This is a genomic window from Exiguobacterium sp. 8A (assembly GCF_902506275.1).
Classification (GTDB): domain Bacteria; phylum Bacillota; class Bacilli; order Exiguobacteriales; family Exiguobacteriaceae; genus Exiguobacterium; species Exiguobacterium profundum.
The window spans coordinates 2,455,325-2,472,533 of the sequence record NZ_LR733630.1 but is presented as its reverse complement, the minus strand read 5'-3'; the positions used below and the strand labels follow the sequence as shown (position 1 = coordinate 2,472,533).

Annotated in this window: 15 protein-coding genes and 1 CRISPR repeat array; of the genes, 1 reads left to right on the top strand and 14 read right to left on the bottom strand. The window is 44.6% G+C overall.

Features of this window, described 5'->3' with window-relative positions:
• Nucleotides 1–22: 22 nt before the first annotated feature.
• The 8 genes from GVY42_RS12985 to GVY42_RS12950 form a co-directional block, all read right to left on the bottom strand.
• Nucleotides 23–268, bottom strand: a complete 246-nt coding sequence (locus tag GVY42_RS12985) for a hypothetical protein (RefSeq protein ID WP_031424613.1) — start codon at nucleotides 266–268, stop codon at nucleotides 23–25.
• 86 nt (nucleotides 269–354) lie between these two features.
• On the bottom strand, nucleotides 355–1,707 hold the full coding sequence (locus GVY42_RS12980; RefSeq protein ID WP_159563454.1) for a GH1 family beta-glucosidase: 1,353 nt from the start codon (nucleotides 1,705–1,707) through the stop codon (nucleotides 355–357).
• A 24-nt stretch (nucleotides 1,708–1,731) separates the two neighbouring features.
• Nucleotides 1,732–2,661, bottom strand: coding sequence for a carbohydrate ABC transporter permease (locus GVY42_RS12975; protein ID WP_201302255.1), 930 nt, complete (start codon nucleotides 2,659–2,661; stop codon nucleotides 1,732–1,734).
• Nucleotides 2,662–2,664: 3 nt separating this feature from the next.
• The gene (locus GVY42_RS12970) at nucleotides 2,665–3,564 is read right to left on the bottom strand and encodes a carbohydrate ABC transporter permease (protein WP_015880663.1); all 900 of its coding nucleotides are present in this window, start codon (nucleotides 3,562–3,564) and stop codon (nucleotides 2,665–2,667) included.
• A 58-nt stretch (nucleotides 3,565–3,622) separates the two neighbouring features.
• Nucleotides 3,623–4,924, bottom strand: a complete 1,302-nt coding sequence (locus GVY42_RS12965; protein WP_015880662.1) for an ABC transporter substrate-binding protein — start codon at nucleotides 4,922–4,924, stop codon at nucleotides 3,623–3,625.
• 202 nt (nucleotides 4,925–5,126) lie between these two features.
• Complete coding sequence (locus GVY42_RS12960; RefSeq protein ID WP_159563453.1) at nucleotides 5,127–6,140, bottom strand: LacI family DNA-binding transcriptional regulator; 1,014 nt, start codon at nucleotides 6,138–6,140, stop codon at nucleotides 5,127–5,129.
• A 166-nt stretch (nucleotides 6,141–6,306) separates the two neighbouring features.
• Nucleotides 6,307–7,383, bottom strand: a complete 1,077-nt coding sequence (locus GVY42_RS12955) for a hypothetical protein (RefSeq protein ID WP_159563452.1) — start codon at nucleotides 7,381–7,383, stop codon at nucleotides 6,307–6,309.
• Between the two features lie 144 nt (nucleotides 7,384–7,527).
• Entirely contained in the window at nucleotides 7,528–8,400 is an 873-nt protein-coding gene (locus GVY42_RS12950) for a TetR/AcrR family transcriptional regulator (RefSeq protein ID WP_074034740.1), read from the bottom strand.
• A gap of 164 nt (nucleotides 8,401–8,564) precedes the next feature.
• Between GVY42_RS12950 and GVY42_RS12945 the strand changes: the two genes are divergently transcribed.
• Nucleotides 8,565–10,061 carry a DHA2 family efflux MFS transporter permease subunit gene (locus GVY42_RS12945; RefSeq protein ID WP_159563451.1) on the top strand — a complete coding sequence of 499 codons (1,497 nt, stop codon included), beginning with the start codon at nucleotides 8,565–8,567 and terminating at the stop codon, nucleotides 10,059–10,061.
• Nucleotides 10,062–10,184: 123 nt separating this feature from the next.
• Nucleotides 10,185–11,605: a CRISPR direct-repeat array (repeat unit 32 nt; unit sequence ATTTCAATCCACGCACCTACACGAGGTGCGAT).
• Nucleotides 11,606–11,784: 179 nt separating this feature from the next.
• Here GVY42_RS12945 and cas2 read toward each other — a convergent pair.
• Genes cas2 through cas5c form a run of 6 tightly spaced genes read right to left on the bottom strand, consistent with a single transcriptional unit; the run spans nucleotide 11,785 to nucleotide 17,201 of the window.
• Complete coding sequence (gene cas2, locus GVY42_RS12940; protein WP_084156050.1) at nucleotides 11,785–12,075, bottom strand: CRISPR-associated endonuclease Cas2; 291 nt, start codon at nucleotides 12,073–12,075, stop codon at nucleotides 11,785–11,787.
• A gap of 10 nt (nucleotides 12,076–12,085) precedes the next feature.
• Nucleotides 12,086–13,117, bottom strand: a complete 1,032-nt coding sequence (gene cas1c, locus GVY42_RS12935) for a type I-C CRISPR-associated endonuclease Cas1c (protein WP_159563450.1) — start codon at nucleotides 13,115–13,117, stop codon at nucleotides 12,086–12,088.
• Nucleotides 13,114–13,773 carry a CRISPR-associated protein Cas4 gene (gene cas4 / locus GVY42_RS12930; RefSeq protein ID WP_159563449.1) on the bottom strand — a complete coding sequence of 220 codons (660 nt, stop codon included), beginning with the start codon at nucleotides 13,771–13,773 and terminating at the stop codon, nucleotides 13,114–13,116. Before cas4 ends, cas1c begins: the two co-directional genes overlap by 4 nt.
• Nucleotides 13,763–14,617, bottom strand: a complete 855-nt coding sequence (cas7c, locus tag GVY42_RS12925; RefSeq protein WP_159563448.1) for a type I-C CRISPR-associated protein Cas7/Csd2 — start codon at nucleotides 14,615–14,617, stop codon at nucleotides 13,763–13,765. The genes cas4 and cas7c overlap by 11 nt, the downstream gene beginning before the upstream one ends.
• Complete coding sequence (cas8c, locus tag GVY42_RS12920) at nucleotides 14,614–16,491, bottom strand: type I-C CRISPR-associated protein Cas8c/Csd1 (protein WP_159563447.1); 1,878 nt, start codon at nucleotides 16,489–16,491, stop codon at nucleotides 14,614–14,616. Before cas8c ends, cas7c begins: the two co-directional genes overlap by 4 nt.
• Nucleotides 16,492–16,502: 11 nt before the next feature.
• Complete coding sequence (gene cas5c / locus GVY42_RS12915; RefSeq protein WP_159563446.1) at nucleotides 16,503–17,201, bottom strand: type I-C CRISPR-associated protein Cas5c; 699 nt, start codon at nucleotides 17,199–17,201, stop codon at nucleotides 16,503–16,505.
• Nucleotides 17,202–17,209 lie beyond the last annotated feature (8 nt).

Sequence of the window (17,209 nt, the reverse complement as noted above, 5' to 3'; positions counted from 1 at the left end):
GCCCTTTTTCAATGCTAGCGTTTTACGTATCCTCTTTCCGGAGCGAATAGCCCTCCACTTCAAGCAACCGCATCCGCCTCTGGTCAATCGCCGCATGAATAATCACGGTCACACCTGGATTGAGCTCCATCATCTTCTTGATTTTTCGTAAGTCATCTCCCTTGATCTCAACGGGCAACACAAACTCGCCTTCTCTCAAATGAACGAATTTGATTTTCCCAAGGTCGTCATATCCCGTCACTTCGTATGTCGCAAACTCACGTTTCATAGAATATCCCTCCCCTATCTTCGTTCCCAAAAAGATAGCATTCCACACAAAAAATCCATCCCCGTAGCGGTGGGGATGGATGCAAATTACGCCTCGACGCTATCCGCGTGTTTGGCTTTATGATCGGCGATGACAACGGCATACCACTTCGCGCTGTCTTTCCAGATGCGCTCCTGTGTCTCAAAGTCGATATAGAGGATGCCGAAGCGCTTCTCATATCCGAAGCTCCATTCGAAGTTATCCATGAGCGACCAGAGGTAGTAGCCTTGAATGTTCATGCCTTCATCGTTCAAATCGGAGACGGCTTCGAGGTGCTGGCGGACGTAGTCGATCCGGTTATCGTCATGGACTTCGCCATTTTCCAGCACGTCGTCAAATGCGGCGCCGTTCTCTGTGATGTAGATCGGAAGGTCAGTATACTCGGCGCGTAAACGACGGATCAGGTCTTTGAATTCGTTCGGGGCGATATCCCAGCCCATGCCCGTCTTCTCGTAGTCCGAGTAAGCGTCTGCCTTCAAGAAATCATTTGCTGCGTTGAACTCGACAATGCCACGGCTATAGAAGTTGATGCCGAAGAAATCACAAGATGTCGAAATCGTCTCCATATCACCCGGTTGGATGAAATCGAAGTTATGCACATATTTGGAGAACAAGTTCATCATGTCGACCGGATACTCACCTTTGAAGACCGGGTCTAGGAACCAGCGATTCGAATACCCGTCGGCATTGTTCATCGCAAGTCGGTCATTCGCAGAATCCGTCTTCGCGTACATCGGTGACAAGTTGAGAGTGATGCCGATCGGGGTCGTGGACGTCATCTCTCGCTTCAACAACTCGACCGCTTTTCCGTGCGATAACAACATGTGGTGCACGGCGCGCACCGCTTCGTTCATGTCACGATGACCCGGTGCATGAACACCGACGTGGTAGCCGAGGAAGCCGGCACACCAAGGCTCATTGTGGGTGATCCAAGAGTCGACGATGTCATCGAGCTCTTCAAAACAGACTTTCGCATAATCGAGGAACCAGTCGACCGATTCACGGTTGACCCAGCCACCTTCTTCGTGAGCCCACATCGGAAGGTCCCAGTGATAAATCGTGACGGCTGGTTTGATTCCTTCTTCACGTAGACGCAGCGCCAAGTTTTTGTAGAACGCCATTCCTTCTGGGTTGTACTCTCCCTTGGCAGGGAAGATGCGTGGCCACGCGATGGAGAATCGATACGTGTCGACACCTAGCTTTTTGATGTGCTGGATGTCTTCCTCGTAACGATGGTAGTGGTCACATGCGACATCGCCGTTATGCTTTTCAAACACGCGCCCGTCGATGTCACAGAACATATCCCAGATGGAAGGAGTACGGCCTCCTTCGTTATGTGCGCCTTCAATTTGGTACGAGGACGTGGCTGTCCCGAATACGAAGTCTTTCTTAAAATGCATAGTGTTTTCCTCTTTTCTCTATATTTATTCTTTGACAGCACCTGCCGAAATACTGCTGACGATGTACTTCGAGAGGAACAAGAAGGCAATCATGATCGGTACGACCGAGATCGCGATGCCCAGGTAAAGCGAGCCAAGGTTCTCTGCGACTTGTGATCCTTTCAAGAAGCCCATCAAAACAGGCAACGTGTATTTCTCAGGCGAGAACAAGAGGACAAGTGGCATCAAGTAGTTGTTCCAAGAGCCGATGAACGTGAAAATCGACATCGTTGCAATCGCTGGCATCATCATTGGAAGTGCGATTGTGTGGAAAATACGTAGCTCGCTCGCACCGTCAATCCGTGCCGCTTCAATCAAACTGATGTGAAGCGTCGCTTGCGTATATTGACGGATGAAGAAGACGGTGAACGGTGTTGCAATCGCTGGGACAATCAATGGAATGAACGTGTCCAAAATACCGAGCGTTTTTGAGATCTCATAGAATCCAATGAGTCCGAGTTGCGCTGGCACCATCATCATGACAAGCATGAAGATGAACATCGCATTTTTCCCTCTAAAGTTATAGAACGTAAAGCCGTAAGCCGTTAGGGCTGAGAAGTAACCAGACAAGACCGTCACCGATACAGAGATGATCAAGCTGTTCTTGAAGCCGTTCCAAATGTTGATGTATTCGCTAAGCGTCGCATAGTTGTCTGCGAGCGCCGTCCCCGGAAGAAGTGAGAACCCAGCCATGATTTCTCCATTCGTCCGGGTCGCGTTGACAATCATCATCAAGAACGGAATGAAACAGATAATCGCGAGAAGGATGAGCCCTGTATAAATCAAACCTCGTGCGAATCGCTTATTCGTTTTCTTCTTAGAAGGCGGCGCCACTTTAAGCGGACGCTCCTCTTTCCGTTTCGGCTGCGCTTCGCTATCTGGAAGCATTCGCCGTGATTCCGCATTTTGTTCCATTGCTTACGCCCCCTTCTGTGTCGCGCGCTCTTTGCGGAACATACCCTTGAAGACGACCGCCGAGAAGATCAGCGTGATCAAGAATAGGCCGTAAGCGACCGCTGACGCATAGCCATAGTTGTTATACTTGAAGGCTTGGTTGTACAAGTAAAGCACCATCGTGTTCAACGAACCGTCTGGTGAACCGATCCCGTCTGTAATCAACATCGGAAGGTCGAACAACTGGAGTCCACCGATGAGTGAAGTGATCATGATGTAGAGAAGAATTGGTTTCAAGAGCGGCAACGTCACTTTCGTAAACATCTGCCAACGGTTCGCACCGTCAATGTGAGCGGCTTCGAAGTAATCTGTCGAGATGCCTGATACCCCTGCCATGACGATGATGAAGGAATGTCCGAACCACATCCATGTCAAGATGAGTGAAACGGATAACTGTGCCGTCACCGGTTCTGCCAACCAGTTGATCGGATCCGAAATCAAGCCGATTTTCATCAACACCATGTTGAGTGAACCGTGCTGCCAGTCGAGTAAAATACCGAACAAGAGCGCGACCGAACTGATCGTGATCAAGTTTGGAAGATAGAAGAACGAGCGGAAGAACGATAGTCCTTTTAACTTCAAACGGAGATCAGAGAAGATGAGCGCCAAGAGAAGCGCCAATCCAATCTGCAAGACGAAGTTAATTCCCCAAATTTTGATGGTGTTGAAAAACGCCTCGATAAAGTACGTATCCGTCAACAACCGTGTGTAGTTCGCAAACCCGACGACCTCTTCACCCGGGCTCCCCGTATAGTTCGTGAAGCTATAATAAAGCGTTAAGAGGACCGGATAGATGCTGAATGTCAAGAAGACGACCCAGAACGGGGCGATGAACAGATAGCCGTAACGATCTAGTTTTTTCACGTGTATTTCTCCTTCCATAAGAACCGAGGGGGGAGCTCCCCCCTCGTGTTGGTCATCGTCAGTCTACAACGATGTCTGGGTAAGCGTTCTTCGCTTGTTTTTTGAACTCTTCAATCGCTTCTTCTTTTGACTTTTTCCCTTCTACATACTGGAGGACAGATGCACCATAAAGTGTATCGAGCTGTTGGTCGTATTTCGTGACGATACCTGGTGTGATTTCATCTGCTTCATCGAGGAAGAACTCATAGTTGTTTTGTCCGCCGAGGAACTCATCGCTGAAGTCGTCTTTGATCTTGTCTGTGACCGGGTTGAACGCAAGTACGTCGCCTGTCTCTTGTGCCCACTCTGTCAAGAATTCTTCATCCTGTGTCATGAGTTTTACGAAGTCGTAAGCGGCTTCTTTGTTTTTCGATCCTTCATAGACTCCGAGCCATGTACCGCCCCAGAAGTATGGGCTTGGTCCGCTTGTGACAGCCCAGTCACCTGCAGTCTGTTTCGCGTTCTCTTTTAATACAGAGTGGAGACCCCATGTTGGGAGGACGTATGAGAAGACTTGTGTCTCTGTCTCTTTTCCGTTCTCTTTCACTTTGATTGGCTTATCCATTCCTTCGAACCATGATGGTGACCATTCTGGTGCGAGCGCAGTGTATTGCTTCTCACGAAGTTCTTTCGCATAGTCCATGTAGTTGATCTTATCTTCTGTCAAGACGAGTTCGTTTTTATCGTTGACCCACGCTTCTGGGTTTGCTCCTTGTGAGAACCAACGAATCGCACCTTCGTCTGGGAACATCTTGTATCCTTTTTGTTTCATCTTCTCAGCAACTTCGAAGACGCCGTCCATCGAACTCATCATTTCGCCGATTTCAGTCGGGTCGTCTGTACCAAGTACTTCTTTTGCTAAGCTACGTTTGTAGTAAACGCCACCTGGTGTCGTTTGCCATGAAAGAGCGCGAACGTTCCCATCTTTATCTTTCCCGAGGTCAAACACGTACGGGACGTAGTTGTCTGCGATTTCATCGACACTGTATGGCTCGTCCGAAAGGTTTTCCCAATAACCTGCATCAACCCATTGTTTAAGGAATGCGATTTCTCCCGTGAAGACGTCCGGTGCGCCGACGCCACTCTCAAGTGCTGGCTTCAATTTTGTTGGATAGTCCGCGATCGGGACGATAGTCAATTCAACTTTGACACCGTTCTTCTCTTCATATGTTTTAATTGGTTCTTTTAATTCGTCCGTAAATGACCAAACTTTTAAGACGTCATCTTTTGATTCAGAAGCTCCGCCTTCGCTGTCTGAGCAGCCGCTCAAGACGCCAACTGAAAGTGCTCCGAGTGTAAGTAAGCTGACTAATTTACGCATGTGTTGTTCCCATCCTTTTTATAAGTAATAGTAGAAAGCGCTTGCAAAAAGAGGTTTAAAATTATCGAAAGCGCTTTCGATATAGTCGAAATAAAATATCGAAAGCGGTTTCGATTTCTTTCAAAAATGACTTTCGAAATCGCGCTCCCCTCTCCATCCACTGAAGAAAAGAGAGCGACTTCGAAACATCATTGGCTATAAATCACTGTTTGACCGGTGCACAGGATGCCCGTTCGACTAAGCGTACCGGAATGACGCGACGTTCAGTGAGTCGCTCTTTCGCGGTCATTTGTTCAAGTAAAAGTTCTGCTGCCGCTTCTCCGATTTCGTCCGTATCTTGGCGAATCGTGGTCAGTTTCGGCGTGATGTATTGAATCATTTCAATGTCATCATATCCGATGACAGAGATGTCATTCGGGACATGAAGACCGTGCTCGTGAATGGCTTCGATGACACCGATTGCCATTTGATCCCCGGCCACAAAGACTGCAGTCGGTTGATCGTCTAGTTCAAGCAATTGTTCCATCGCTTGTTTCCCTTCCTTAACCGAGAAGAAACCGGCGTTGACGAGGTAGCCTGGTCGAATCGGAAGGTCCAGCTCTTGCATCGCAAGTTCATATCCTTTGATTCGTGCCGCTCCGGCGTCAATCGTTTCATCCCCAGCGATGTGGGCAATTTTTCGGTGACCGAGTTCATAGAGATAATTCACAGCGAGGCGTGCTCCTTCGATGTTATCGGAATAAACGACGCTACAGTTGGCGCTGTCCATATCGACGACGACGATTGGGATGTCGCTTCGCATGAGCTCTTGAACTTGCTCATCCATTCGGTCCGAGCAGATGACGACGATCCCGTCGACCGCACGGTGTTTAAAGTGTTCGAGGTAACTCATGTCACGATTGCGTAGATTCCGCGAGGCAAAGATTAAATCGTAGCCCTGCTCCTCTGTCGCGTGACGAAAACTTTCGATGATTCCGTTGAAGAACGGGTGCTTCATCCCGACTTCGTTCGCCTCTGAGAACATGACCCCGATCGCCCATGATTTTTTCGTCGATAACGACTGGGCATGTGCGTTCGGCAAGTAGTCCATCTCAGCAGCGGCTTGAAGAATCTTCGCTCTCGTCTTGTCACTCACGTCTTTGTAATTGTTCAACGCTTTGGACACTGTCGTGATTGAGAATCCTGTTTTTTTGGCTAAATCATAAATCGTACCCATGTCATTCTCCTCTTCCCGAAAGCGCTTTCGGTAATTTGATTGTAGCGTATGGATTTGTAGGAATCAATTCTTTTTCGAGGAAACTTTTTGATTCTTTTTTCCATTCCTTGTTTCTTCTATATTACTGTAAAGGGAAGAATTTTGTCATACCTGTGTACAAGCTATATTATTCCTTAACATTGATGGTCCAGTCTCCATCTGCCGTTACGACAAACACATATACACTAGACTCTTCAAAGGAGTAGCGTTGAGACCCTTCATAACTCCCTATTTCATTCACTAACAAATCAACCTTGTTGACGTTCACTGCAAAATTAGAATCCCCATTATGCGAAAACGAAATTTGATAAGACCCTTTATCAATTTCAAAAAAGACTACATCGTCACCTTTTCCTTTTATAGCACCTGGTAGATTTTCTATTTCAAGAGGTCGATATTGCATAACATTAATTGTCCAATTACCTTGATTGCCATTTATATTTAAGTAATAATCCCCTGCATCCTCAATCCAAACAAAACTCTTTCCTGAATAGTTTCCTATTTCATTCACTAGTAAATCAATCATTTCCCCTTGATCATTTTGAAGTGTCACTGCAAAATTACTTGAACCATTGTAAGTACTGGCTACAACAGCAAACCCTCTTTCAAGCTGAATTGCATCAGTTCCCATATCTGATGAACCCTCTATTGTTGTCGTTAAATCTTCTTGAATCTTTTTGACATGATCATTTTTTACTTGATCTAAATCTTTATTCACACCTACTTCGATAATTGAGTCTGCGTCGTATACCACGATTATGTTTCGATTCTCGATTGTGACTTCATCAAACTCTAGACCATAAGCAGTATATCCTCGGTTAATTTGTAATTCATAAAATTCCATGTACTCCTTATAGTTCGATATTGGTTCCTCAGGCTGAACGTCTTGTAAAAACTCTTCCACAGAAGGTTCTTGAACTTCTTCGACCTCTTCTTCAATTACCGGTTCAGGTTCACTCTCGTCCTCTGTAACTGCTACTGTGCTCTCTTCTTCAAAATCAGTAGCCGCTTCTTGATTATTTGTTTCAAGAATTCCGAGTATGAAGATCAACCAAACACCTGCGAGAAAAATCGAGCCCCCTAATATGATAGGGAATGAAGTGATATCCTTTTTGATAAAATAACGAAATACAGAATAGAGACCATATGCCGCTCCACCTATTAGTAGAGCGATTGCAGTAAATGCAATCACACTTTCTAGCATATTCAATTCCTCCCATCTTCAATCGCTTTCATCTTCAACATTATCCATCACTAATTATTACCCATATTTCCCATACGAACCTACAATTGTTCTATCTTTTATATCGAAAAATAAAAAAAACCATCCAGAAATATTGGATGATTTTTAATGTGTCCGCGTATACAACCACACGAGATTCGTGAACTTTTGTACTTCTGTCTCGCCTGTCACGCCTTTAAATAGCCGTTGGAATGGCTTTAACAATTGCTCTAACACGATTTTCCGAAGACGCTCTTGTTTAAGTTCGAACGAAATCGCATCGAACAAATCTCGCTGTTCTTCCGTCATGTCGACATGCTCTTCGATGCGAGCAGCCATCTCGATCAATTCTTCGATTGTTATGAGATGTTTATCTGTCGTCCCACGCATTTGATCGACCGTGACCGGGTTCAAGACGTGCTCTCCTGTCTCCATCATCCGAGCGGCAATCAATTCGACATACGTATATAAGCTTCGGACGACTTTTTGAGGAGAGTAGGCAGCATTCGTGATGCGGTTCGTAAACAAGATATGTTGCAACATTCCGTTGAAGAGCACCGTCAATTCCATCGAATACGGTCTGACGGACTCTCCAATGATTTCCGTCAAACGCATCGCAATCCACTCGATTTCATAAATGCGATGTTGAAGTACAAGCTTCTTCAATTCATTCTCGTTCGACGACATGATCGATTCAAATAACGCGTGCAAGTTCCGCTCTTCGTTCAATTGAATCAATATCGAAATCTGTTCGATGAAGACGTCACGATCTCGCTTATCCCGCCCCATCTGCATTTCGATTCGGCGTTGCCCTGCATCATATCGTAAGTTCTCGAGGATACTAGCGACACAATCCGTCTTCGATGAGAAGTAATTATAAAACGTCCCTTTGGAGATATTAGCGCGGTCGATGATCTCTTGCACCGATGTGTGCTGTACCCCATTTTCGATGAAGAGAGACATGGCAATATCGGCGACTTTTCTTTTTTTCTCTTTCATTCTTACATGGCTCCGTTCTGTCTGGTTTGTACCTTTACTATAGCACCGAAAACCATTTTAGACTAATAGTACAAAATGGTTGCTTTATTTATACAACGGGTATAAAATCATCTCATCGACACTTACCAACACATAACTATTTAGAAAATAAAGGAGCCATCCATATGAAACCAGAATTCCAAAAGAAACCGCCTTACGTTATGCTGGCGGTCCTCTTTGCGGGTGCGTTTATCGCATTTTTAAACAACTCATTACTCAACGTCGCGCTCCCATCGATCATGGTCGACCTCGAGATTGCAGACTACTCGACCGTTCAATGGCTCGCGACAGGCTTTATGCTCGTGACGGGTGTGCTCGTCCCGGCATCCGCCTATTTGATCACTCGCTTTTCAAACCGCAGCTTGTTCATTACGTCGATGAGCATCTTCGCCATCGGTACGGCTATCGCGGCCTTCTCGCCGAGCTTCGGCTGGTTGTTGACTGGTCGAATGATTCAAGCCATCGGTGCCTCAACAATGGGACCACTCTTAATGAACGTCATGCTCGTCAGCTTCCCGCGTGAAAAACGGGGGATGGCGATGGGGATTTTCGGACTTGTCATGATCTCGGCACCTGCGATTGGACCGACACTTTCCGGTTATATCGTCGAGTACTATGACTGGCGCGTCTTATTCGAAATGATTTTACCGCTCGCGATCATCGGTCTCGCGCTCGCTGTTTGGAAAGCAGAGAACGTCATGGTCCAAAACAAAGACCAGTCACTGGATTACTTGTCGCTCGTCTTATCGACACTCGGATTTGGTGGGATTTTATACGGTGTCAGTTCAGCAAGTTCGGACGGTTGGGATAATCCAATTGTCTTGGCGACGATGATTGTCGGTGCCATTTCGTTGATCGCCTTCATCTACCGCCAGCTTCATATGGAAAAACCATTGCTCGACTTGCGTGCTTACAAACATCCGATGTTCGCACTCGCGTCAGTCATTGCGATGGTCAACGCGGTCGCCATGTTCTCCGGTATGATTTTGACACCGGCTTACGTCCAAAGCGTACGTGGCATCTCACCACTCGATTCAGGGCTCATGCTTCTCCCTGGTGCGATCATCATGGGAATCATGTCGCCGATCACTGGTAAACTGTTTGACCGATTCGGGCCAAAATTATTGGCACTTACCGGATTGACAATTACCGCCGTATCGACGTATATGCTCGCAAACGTCCAACTCGATTCGACCTACACGTACATCGTTTTAACGTACACGTTGCGTATGTTTGGGATGTCGATGGTTATGATGCCGATTATGACTAATGGACTCAACCAGTTGCCGACTCGCCTCAATCCACACGGAACGGCCATCAACAACACGGCCCAACAAGTATCTGGTGCGATTGGTACGGCAGTCCTCGTCACCATCATGAACTCGGTGACACGTACGGAAGCTGAATCATTGATGACAGGAGTCGATCCTGCGACACTCACAGAGAGTTCGATGGGTGCCATCACTCAGCAAGCCCTCTTATCCGGGATTCAATATTCGTTTTATGTCGCACTTGGGATGAACCTCTTGGCGCTCGTCCTTGCGTTCTTTGTACAGCGCGTGGATGTACGGAAGTTCGATGACAACGCAGAAGCTGTTGAAGAATTGAAACAAGCGAATTAATAATAGAAAAAGCCGTTCTGAATGATTGATTCAGATCGGCTTTTTTCAAATTAAAATTTCAGATCGTTCACCAACGTGAGGAGCAAACTTTGTTTTCTTCTGTTCTACAAATATATAAGTCTAATTTCAAACCACGCACCTTCGTGAGGTGCGATCATCAAACTTACGAACATCCACGCGTTTCACGAAATTTCAATCCACGCACCTACACGAGGTGCGATTTCAACTGGGCGAAGTACAACTTCAAACGAGGCGATTTCAATCCACGCACCTACACGAGGTGCGATACCATTTCTTTGGTGATGCCTTTGATCTGTTCATCATTTCAATCCACGCACCTACACGAGGTGCGATAGGTACCCAATGAAACCAAGTCTCACGTTAGAAATTTCAATCCACGCACCTACACGAGGTGCGATACCTTAAAGGAGGGCTCTTATGCCAGACTATACACCATTTCAATCCACGCACCTACACGAGGTGCGATCCCGTATCGCGCCTTCCTGAACGCGCAAGGCATATTTCAATCCACGCACCTACACGAGGTGCGATTCGACGCGTTCGCGGACGCGCTCGGGTATGAGGTATTTCAATCCACGCACCTACACGAGGTGCGATTCAACAAACTATTGAATGGAGTGACAGGAAAATATTGCAATCCACGCACCTACACGAGGTGCGATTCAACAAACTATTGAATGGAGTGACAGGAAAATATTTCAATCCACGCACCTACACGAGGTGCGATGGTACGGGGCTATCCACGGCGGGCAACGGCGGACGATTTCAATCCACGCACCTACACGAGGTGCGATTCATTGTCGATAGTGATTGTGAGGTATGTTGTCATTTCAATCCACGCACCTACACGAGGTGCGATATTTGGCTACTCATCATCATTTTGACCGTGATGGCATTTCAATCCACGCACCTACACGAGGTGCGATCGGCGTTTTTCAGAAAGTGAGGAAATACGATGGGATTTCAATCCACGCACCTACACGAGGTGCGATTGTGTCGCCATATGCGAACCTGTACCGCCTTGTCATTTCAATCCACGCACCTACACGAGGTGCGATAGTTCAACCGCCGTAACAATGTCCGATTGGACGAATTTCAATCCACGCACCTACACGAGGTGCGATTATATCAATTGACCTTGACCGATCAACGACATCCATTTCAATCCACGCACCTACACGAGGTGCGATACCCGGCGGCGCTTAGGTAGTCCAAGACATCCGATATTTCAATCCACGCACCTACACGAGGTGCGATGCAACAGGTACGGGGCTATCCACAAACAATAACGATTTCAATCCACGCACCTACACGAGGTGCGATGCGCCACTTGCAGGAGATACCGCCGCACCCACGTTATTTCAATCCACGCACCTACACGAGGTGCGATGCTGTTTTAATTCCTTATCCGACTAACACGAGGTTATTTCAATCCACGCACCTACACGAGGTGCGATGTGAGACGCTCAACGAATTCACACGTAAGAGTGGATTTCAATCCACGCACCTACACAAGGTGCGATAGCCGATTTTAGACAAATCAATCGACTAAAACAATTTTCAAGGAAATATTATCCTTTAAAGGACGTTATCTTCTAAAAATACTACAAAATCAATTAACTCTACAGGATAAATTAGGTGCGAACCTCTCTAGAAAATCATGTTCACTTTAGCTTCGCACGAATCGAAATCATCCCGAATTTTAAAAAATGAGAGGACCTTCCAAATCTAAAGATTCTTTTACGCCCACATGCTCAACTTTAGAAGCGTGATGATTTCCTAATCGATAAAACCGAAGACTATCCCGTTCAATGTCTACAATTTCTTTTAATCGTAATTTCAACGATGTAAATTCGGTTTGATCGACTATACATTCGAATACACTATTTTGCACGCGTTGCCCATACTGTTGGCATACCTTGGCCACTTGACGAAGACGTCTCGTCCCGCCAGGTGAAGTTGTATTGACATCATAGGTTACTAAAACAAGCATTTTTCATTCCTCACTTATACAAGAAAGATGGGTATTCCTCTAAATCACCACGCAAATACCTTGCCAATAATAAGGCTTGAGCATAGGGTACTAATCCCCACATCATCTTTTCTTTTAGATAGGGATGTTGAATCATTTCTTGTTTTTTCTTTTGCCAAGATGACAAAAACACTTTTCGTCCTTCTTCAGTCATTAGGATTGCACCGTTCTCTTTTTGAACAAAATGTTTGGATTGTATCACTTTTAAGTTGATTAATGAGAGGACGAAACGATCTGCATAAATCCCTCGCAACTCTTCCATTAAATCAAGCGCAAGAGAAATTCTCCCTGGTCGTTCGCGATGTAAAAAACCAACGTACGCATCTAACCCTACCGATTCGAGTGCAGCGCTACAGTCTCGCGCTAATAAACTGTAAGCAAAAGAAAGCATCGCATTGACGCGATCGAGTGGTGGTCGCTTTGAACGTCCCTTGAAGATAAACTCTTCTTTTTGTTGAAGGATCATGTCATCAAATAATTGATTATAGTGAACAGCAACTTTTCCTTCGAGACCTCGTAACCTTTCTAAGTCATCGCACTGACGAATTTCAATCAATTTATTTGATAAGTATTTTGATGTTTCTTTAAATCGCTCAACATCAACACGCATCGGGTAATCTCGTGTAACGCGCTCCAACATCCATTTTTGGTTGTATACTTTACCAAGAATAAAATTCCTCGCTACAACGGCGGACTGACTCTCACAATCCGAGAGTCGATATTGCGTTTTACGCAATACTACGTTCCCTTTACTTTCTCCAATGACACGGGCTAAAAATCGTCCGTTATTGGTCATAAATGTAATCGGAACGTTATGCTCCGCACAATATCCCATGAGCGCAGGACTCGCACCAGTATATCCGAAAGTAACGATTCCTTCGAGGTTGTGAAGAGGTACTCTTCCTAGAACTTCATCTTCTTTCCTTACTAGTACATTACCGCCATCAAGTGCAAGATATGCATCTGACTGATTCACAAAAAGCGTATTTAATAATTTTTTCAATCTTTTAGCCTCCTCTCCAAATATGTTGTTACACTTTCTCGAACCATCAATTCAGGTAAACAAATATTTTGAAGGGAGCAACTTTTGCAATGCGGCCCTGTTTTTACACGAGGTGTATAGCGCGTTCGATAATAATCATTCATCTTACTTACAATCTTTCTTACTTCATCTTTCAGCGCATCTGACAGCATGACCTGATGCCGATGTTTTGTCTCATGATAATAAAGATAACCTTCATCAATCGAGCATAAAAACATCTCTTCTAGACAAATGGCTTGAGCAGCTAACTGCAATTCGTCTTCTTTCCCCACCTTCGGCTTTCCTCTTTTATACTCCACAGGGATGGGGCGATACAGACCAGGGGTTCCATGCAACGAAACACCTGTCGGATGTTCAACAAATTCAACCACATCACATTGACCGCTAATGTTTAGCGATTCCGACTTGACTGCCATTCCTCTAACAGTCAACTTATCTTTTCGCTTCTCTCGAACATAAGGGTCATCGGCTTTTTGATGTAAATGCTGACCTTCCACTGTACGGACGTTTTCTTCCCACTGTTGTTCAATATGAATCAGTGCCCATTGTCGAGGACAAAATTGAAAGTGCTGAATTCCTGACAACAATAAATAGGAATCATCTTGTTTATAATCCATCTATCACTTCAGGTTCTAATCCATCGAGTGGAGTGACTTGAATGTCGTAATCCGAAAAATCTTTCGGTTCATCAGTTGTCGGTCGCACTGTGACCGAACGATGAACTTTAGCGGAAGAGTACTGACCCAATTTCGAGTTATGTTCCCACCAATACACTTTATGCACTTCCATACTTCCTTCAGGGCGAGCCGAAGAAGCATCGTTTTCAAATAGCGATACTAGTACTTGCTTTAATTTTTCAGCATCTTCTTTCGAGAAATTCGTTTTTTCAGCAAGTTGAGTATTAATACTCCCATTCAATACGTATAATCCATGATCCACACGATGCTTCATTCCCATTGTATCTGAACCACGATCTTTCCCACTTTCAGAGTTCACGCTTTTTGTAATCTGCATACTTGTCACATCAATCGGAGCAACACTTGTGGCTGTATGGATAGAAACCGGACCTCTAACACCAATTGACACCCCTGATTTATCCCCTTTAAAAGCGAACACTTGTCCGAATGAACGTACATCCATCCAAGTGGCACAAGCTTCTTGGGCAAACAATTCACCCATTCCTTTTCCTTTCATTAATTTCTTCAAATCCTCATTAGCTTCTGCACGCGCACGCAGACTATCAAACTCATCAACACGACGATCGTTCGATTGCACGAAAATGGATTCGCCCATATCTTGTAATCGGTTACGAATTTTCCGTTTGATGGCCACATCAGAAATTTCACCGTAACCGTCGTAGTTTTGTCGTGGGCGGTTACCGTTCAAGGGATCTCCGTTCGGGTTTGCTTTTGACACAGATAAAATGACGGTAAAATCGATTTTGTGATCTAACGTGTTCATACTTCAACACTCTCCTCTTCTGATGGGTTCACTACTTCTTTCTTTTGATAAAGGTCATGACGTTGGCTATAAAAACCTAACAAATACCGTTCTGACAACGGCTTATTCGTGAAGTCTTTTGGATCAATTTGTGAACCTACCTCATCGATTTGACTATTGATGTAGGTGATTTTCCCTCCTAATTTCGCCTGGTAAGGCTGAAGTGCACTTTGAATAGTTAACCACGTCCGGGCTGGCTTTTGAGAAAATGCATTCATGTATCGAATGGCATTAGTGGCACGATTTTCACTTTGTTCTTTTAATGCCTTCCTTTCTAAGTAGTCAGCAAGTGCCAGCAAGCGTCCAAATAAATAGTCACGATCTGTTGATTCACGGTCTAAAGCCACATTCATCCCTTCTTTCTTATTAATTACTCCACAAGCAATCTGTAGTGTTTTTTCCCACTCCCATTTTTCCATCCCGATTGGATTAGACGCTCGTTGCATCAAACATCGTCGAATATCATCCGGAATTCGTCTCTCATCCACGACCGACGGTAGAAGACGCTCAACAGTCGCTTTGATCAATTGGTCATTCGCATGTGTTCCATATGCCATCGTCGCAATATCTTTTAAAGCTGGTGCACCAGTAAAAGTACGAATATTCCCTTCATGATCCTTATAGGTATACTCCCATGGATTGTGCGTATGCCATCTCTCTAGTCGTTCAAAATAGTGTTCTTGATCAAAGGAACGATAATACAGAATAGCAAGTCGGCCTGTTGTGGCAGCATCCATCATCAAAATGTTTACCTTTTGGCGTGGTAACACTCTTTTGTATCCGAGTAACGATTCAGAAAAAGCTCTAGCACCTTCTAAATTCGTATCTGTTTTGCTTGTTACTTCATCTTGAAAAAATGATGATAAAGAAAACGTTGATTCAATCGCGTTAGGTAAACGAGTCTCTTGAACTCCCCAAATCAAAAAGATACGTTGATCAATTTTTATTCCTTGCTTTAAAATCAACCATTTTAGAGCATTATGAGCTTTTTGCGATACTTCATAGCTAATCGTCGCTGCCTCTGTCGCTTTATCAAATCGACCTCGAAATGTAAATCCGCTGCTGTCATTTGATGAAATCAACTTCGCTTTATCACCTGCATTTCGTATCTTATTCGCATGTTTTGTCGTTCCTATTGAAAAGTTTCCTGTAACAAAACATAAGCTCGACTCTCGTTCTTTACTCTCATAGAAGGAGATAAATGATTGATAGAATTGAGCATCATTCCACGTTTCTTTGTTTAATTCATTTACTGAATGCACATTAAAGCGAATGAAAGCCCCTTCCACACCGCTCGAAATAACAGAATATATGTCTGGTTTGTCGTCTTTTCCATCCCACGTCCATTTCAGAGTCCCGTCATCATTTAAAAACAGTTTTTCTGCCATTACTAAATCTTCAATCAAACAACCTCTTACCAAATAGTCATAGATACTCTTCAAGCGATCGAAACCAAATGGAGATTCGGACCACTCTTTTAAGTTACGAATGTACGCACTATATGCATTATCATTTTTATAACTACCACCATACTTCTCGTAGTCTCCAGCGACGTAAGGTAATTTATCATGTAATGGATAAGGAGAAACTACACTCCCAGCTCGACCCGCAGAATCTTCAGTACATGGAATCAATGTGTTCCCCTGTCCCTTAGGAATTACTTCCGCAGAATGAAACTCACCTTCGGGCGTAATATGGACCGTGATATGTGCCGTTTGAGTAGTATGAGACACTGGTAGCAATGTAAATGTCTGTCCTTCCCAACGAGTACTGAGTTCCCCGACCTCGTCAAGATGCTCATTATACGTTTCGTATAGCTGTTGCCACACGCTCATAAAATCACCTCCTATAGACTTTCATATGTTAATTCCACACCTTCAATGTTCATTTTCGAAAATTCTTTCGGCTTCATTTTTTTAATCGATTGAATTTGAGAACAGTCTTCTGGTCTTAAAAAAGTAATCACTCCATTTTTCATTTCCGGTTTCCACAAACGTACAGCTAGTTCGTCAACTCCCGTTTCATCAGGATAATTAAACCCGTGTACCATCGTCCCAAAATGAAGATCAGCTCCATCGTAAAAACTATCTCCTTCGTCAAAGTGAATCGGCTCCACATATGCTTGACACTCTCTTGCCCCAAGGAAAATATCACGACGTCCACCTGCTTCAAGTGAACGTTTTAGAATGGCGTAATGTTTTCCTTCGTTTCTATCAAAAGCTAAATCAGGGCGATGTTCATTAAACTCAAAATGCGCTTTGACGTGATAACATACGTCTTTCAGATAGGTGTAATGGGCTAATGAATTACCTCCTCCGTACTCAATCGGTCGCATCCCTTTTGACTCCATTTTGATTGGATTCATAATCCGAATCGCATCGACTACCATGACAATCGTCGGTTTCCAATAAATCGACTCGACGATCCCTTTGATTGCTTGATAGGTCGGTATTTGATACGACATTTTTTCACCACCTAACTTCGTTAAAGGGTCGGTAAACAGCGCATAATTTCCGTATACTTTAAATTCAATCGAGTTTCGCATGACTCTCT

What these genes read in the sequence shown, in the direction of transcription:
- GVY42_RS12985 (WP_031424613.1), bottom strand. Translation starts at nt 268, where the DNA reads ATGAAACGTGAGTTTGCGACATACGAAGTGACGGGATATGACGACCTT.
- GVY42_RS12980 (WP_159563454.1), bottom strand. Translation starts at nt 1,707, where the DNA reads ATGCATTTTAAGAAAGACTTCGTATTCGGGACAGCCACGTCCTCGTAC.
- GVY42_RS12975 (WP_201302255.1), bottom strand. Translation starts at nt 2,661, where the DNA reads ATGGAACAAAATGCGGAATCACGGCGAATGCTTCCAGATAGCGAAGCG.
- GVY42_RS12965 (WP_015880662.1), bottom strand. Translation starts at nt 4,924, where the DNA reads ATGCGTAAATTAGTCAGCTTACTTACACTCGGAGCACTTTCAGTTGGC.
- GVY42_RS12960 (WP_159563453.1), bottom strand. Translation starts at nt 6,140, where the DNA reads ATGGGTACGATTTATGATTTAGCCAAAAAAACAGGATTCTCAATCACG.
- GVY42_RS12955 (WP_159563452.1), bottom strand. Translation starts at nt 7,383, where the DNA reads ATGCTAGAAAGTGTGATTGCATTTACTGCAATCGCTCTACTAATAGGT.
- GVY42_RS12950 (WP_074034740.1), bottom strand. Translation starts at nt 8,400, where the DNA reads ATGAAAGAGAAAAAAAGAAAAGTCGCCGATATTGCCATGTCTCTCTTC.
- GVY42_RS12945 (WP_159563451.1), top strand. Translation starts at nt 8,565, where the DNA reads ATGAAACCAGAATTCCAAAAGAAACCGCCTTACGTTATGCTGGCGGTC.
- cas2 (WP_084156050.1), bottom strand. Translation starts at nt 12,075, where the DNA reads ATGCTTGTTTTAGTAACCTATGATGTCAATACAACTTCACCTGGCGGG.
- cas4 (WP_159563449.1), bottom strand. Translation starts at nt 13,773, where the DNA reads ATGGATTATAAACAAGATGATTCCTATTTATTGTTGTCAGGAATTCAG.
- cas7c (WP_159563448.1), bottom strand. Translation starts at nt 14,617, where the DNA reads ATGAACACGTTAGATCACAAAATCGATTTTACCGTCATTTTATCTGTG.
- cas8c (WP_159563447.1), bottom strand. Translation starts at nt 16,491, where the DNA reads ATGAGCGTGTGGCAACAGCTATACGAAACGTATAATGAGCATCTTGAC.
- cas5c (WP_159563446.1), bottom strand. Translation starts at nt 17,201, where the DNA reads ATGCGAAACTCGATTGAATTTAAAGTATACGGAAATTATGCGCTGTTT.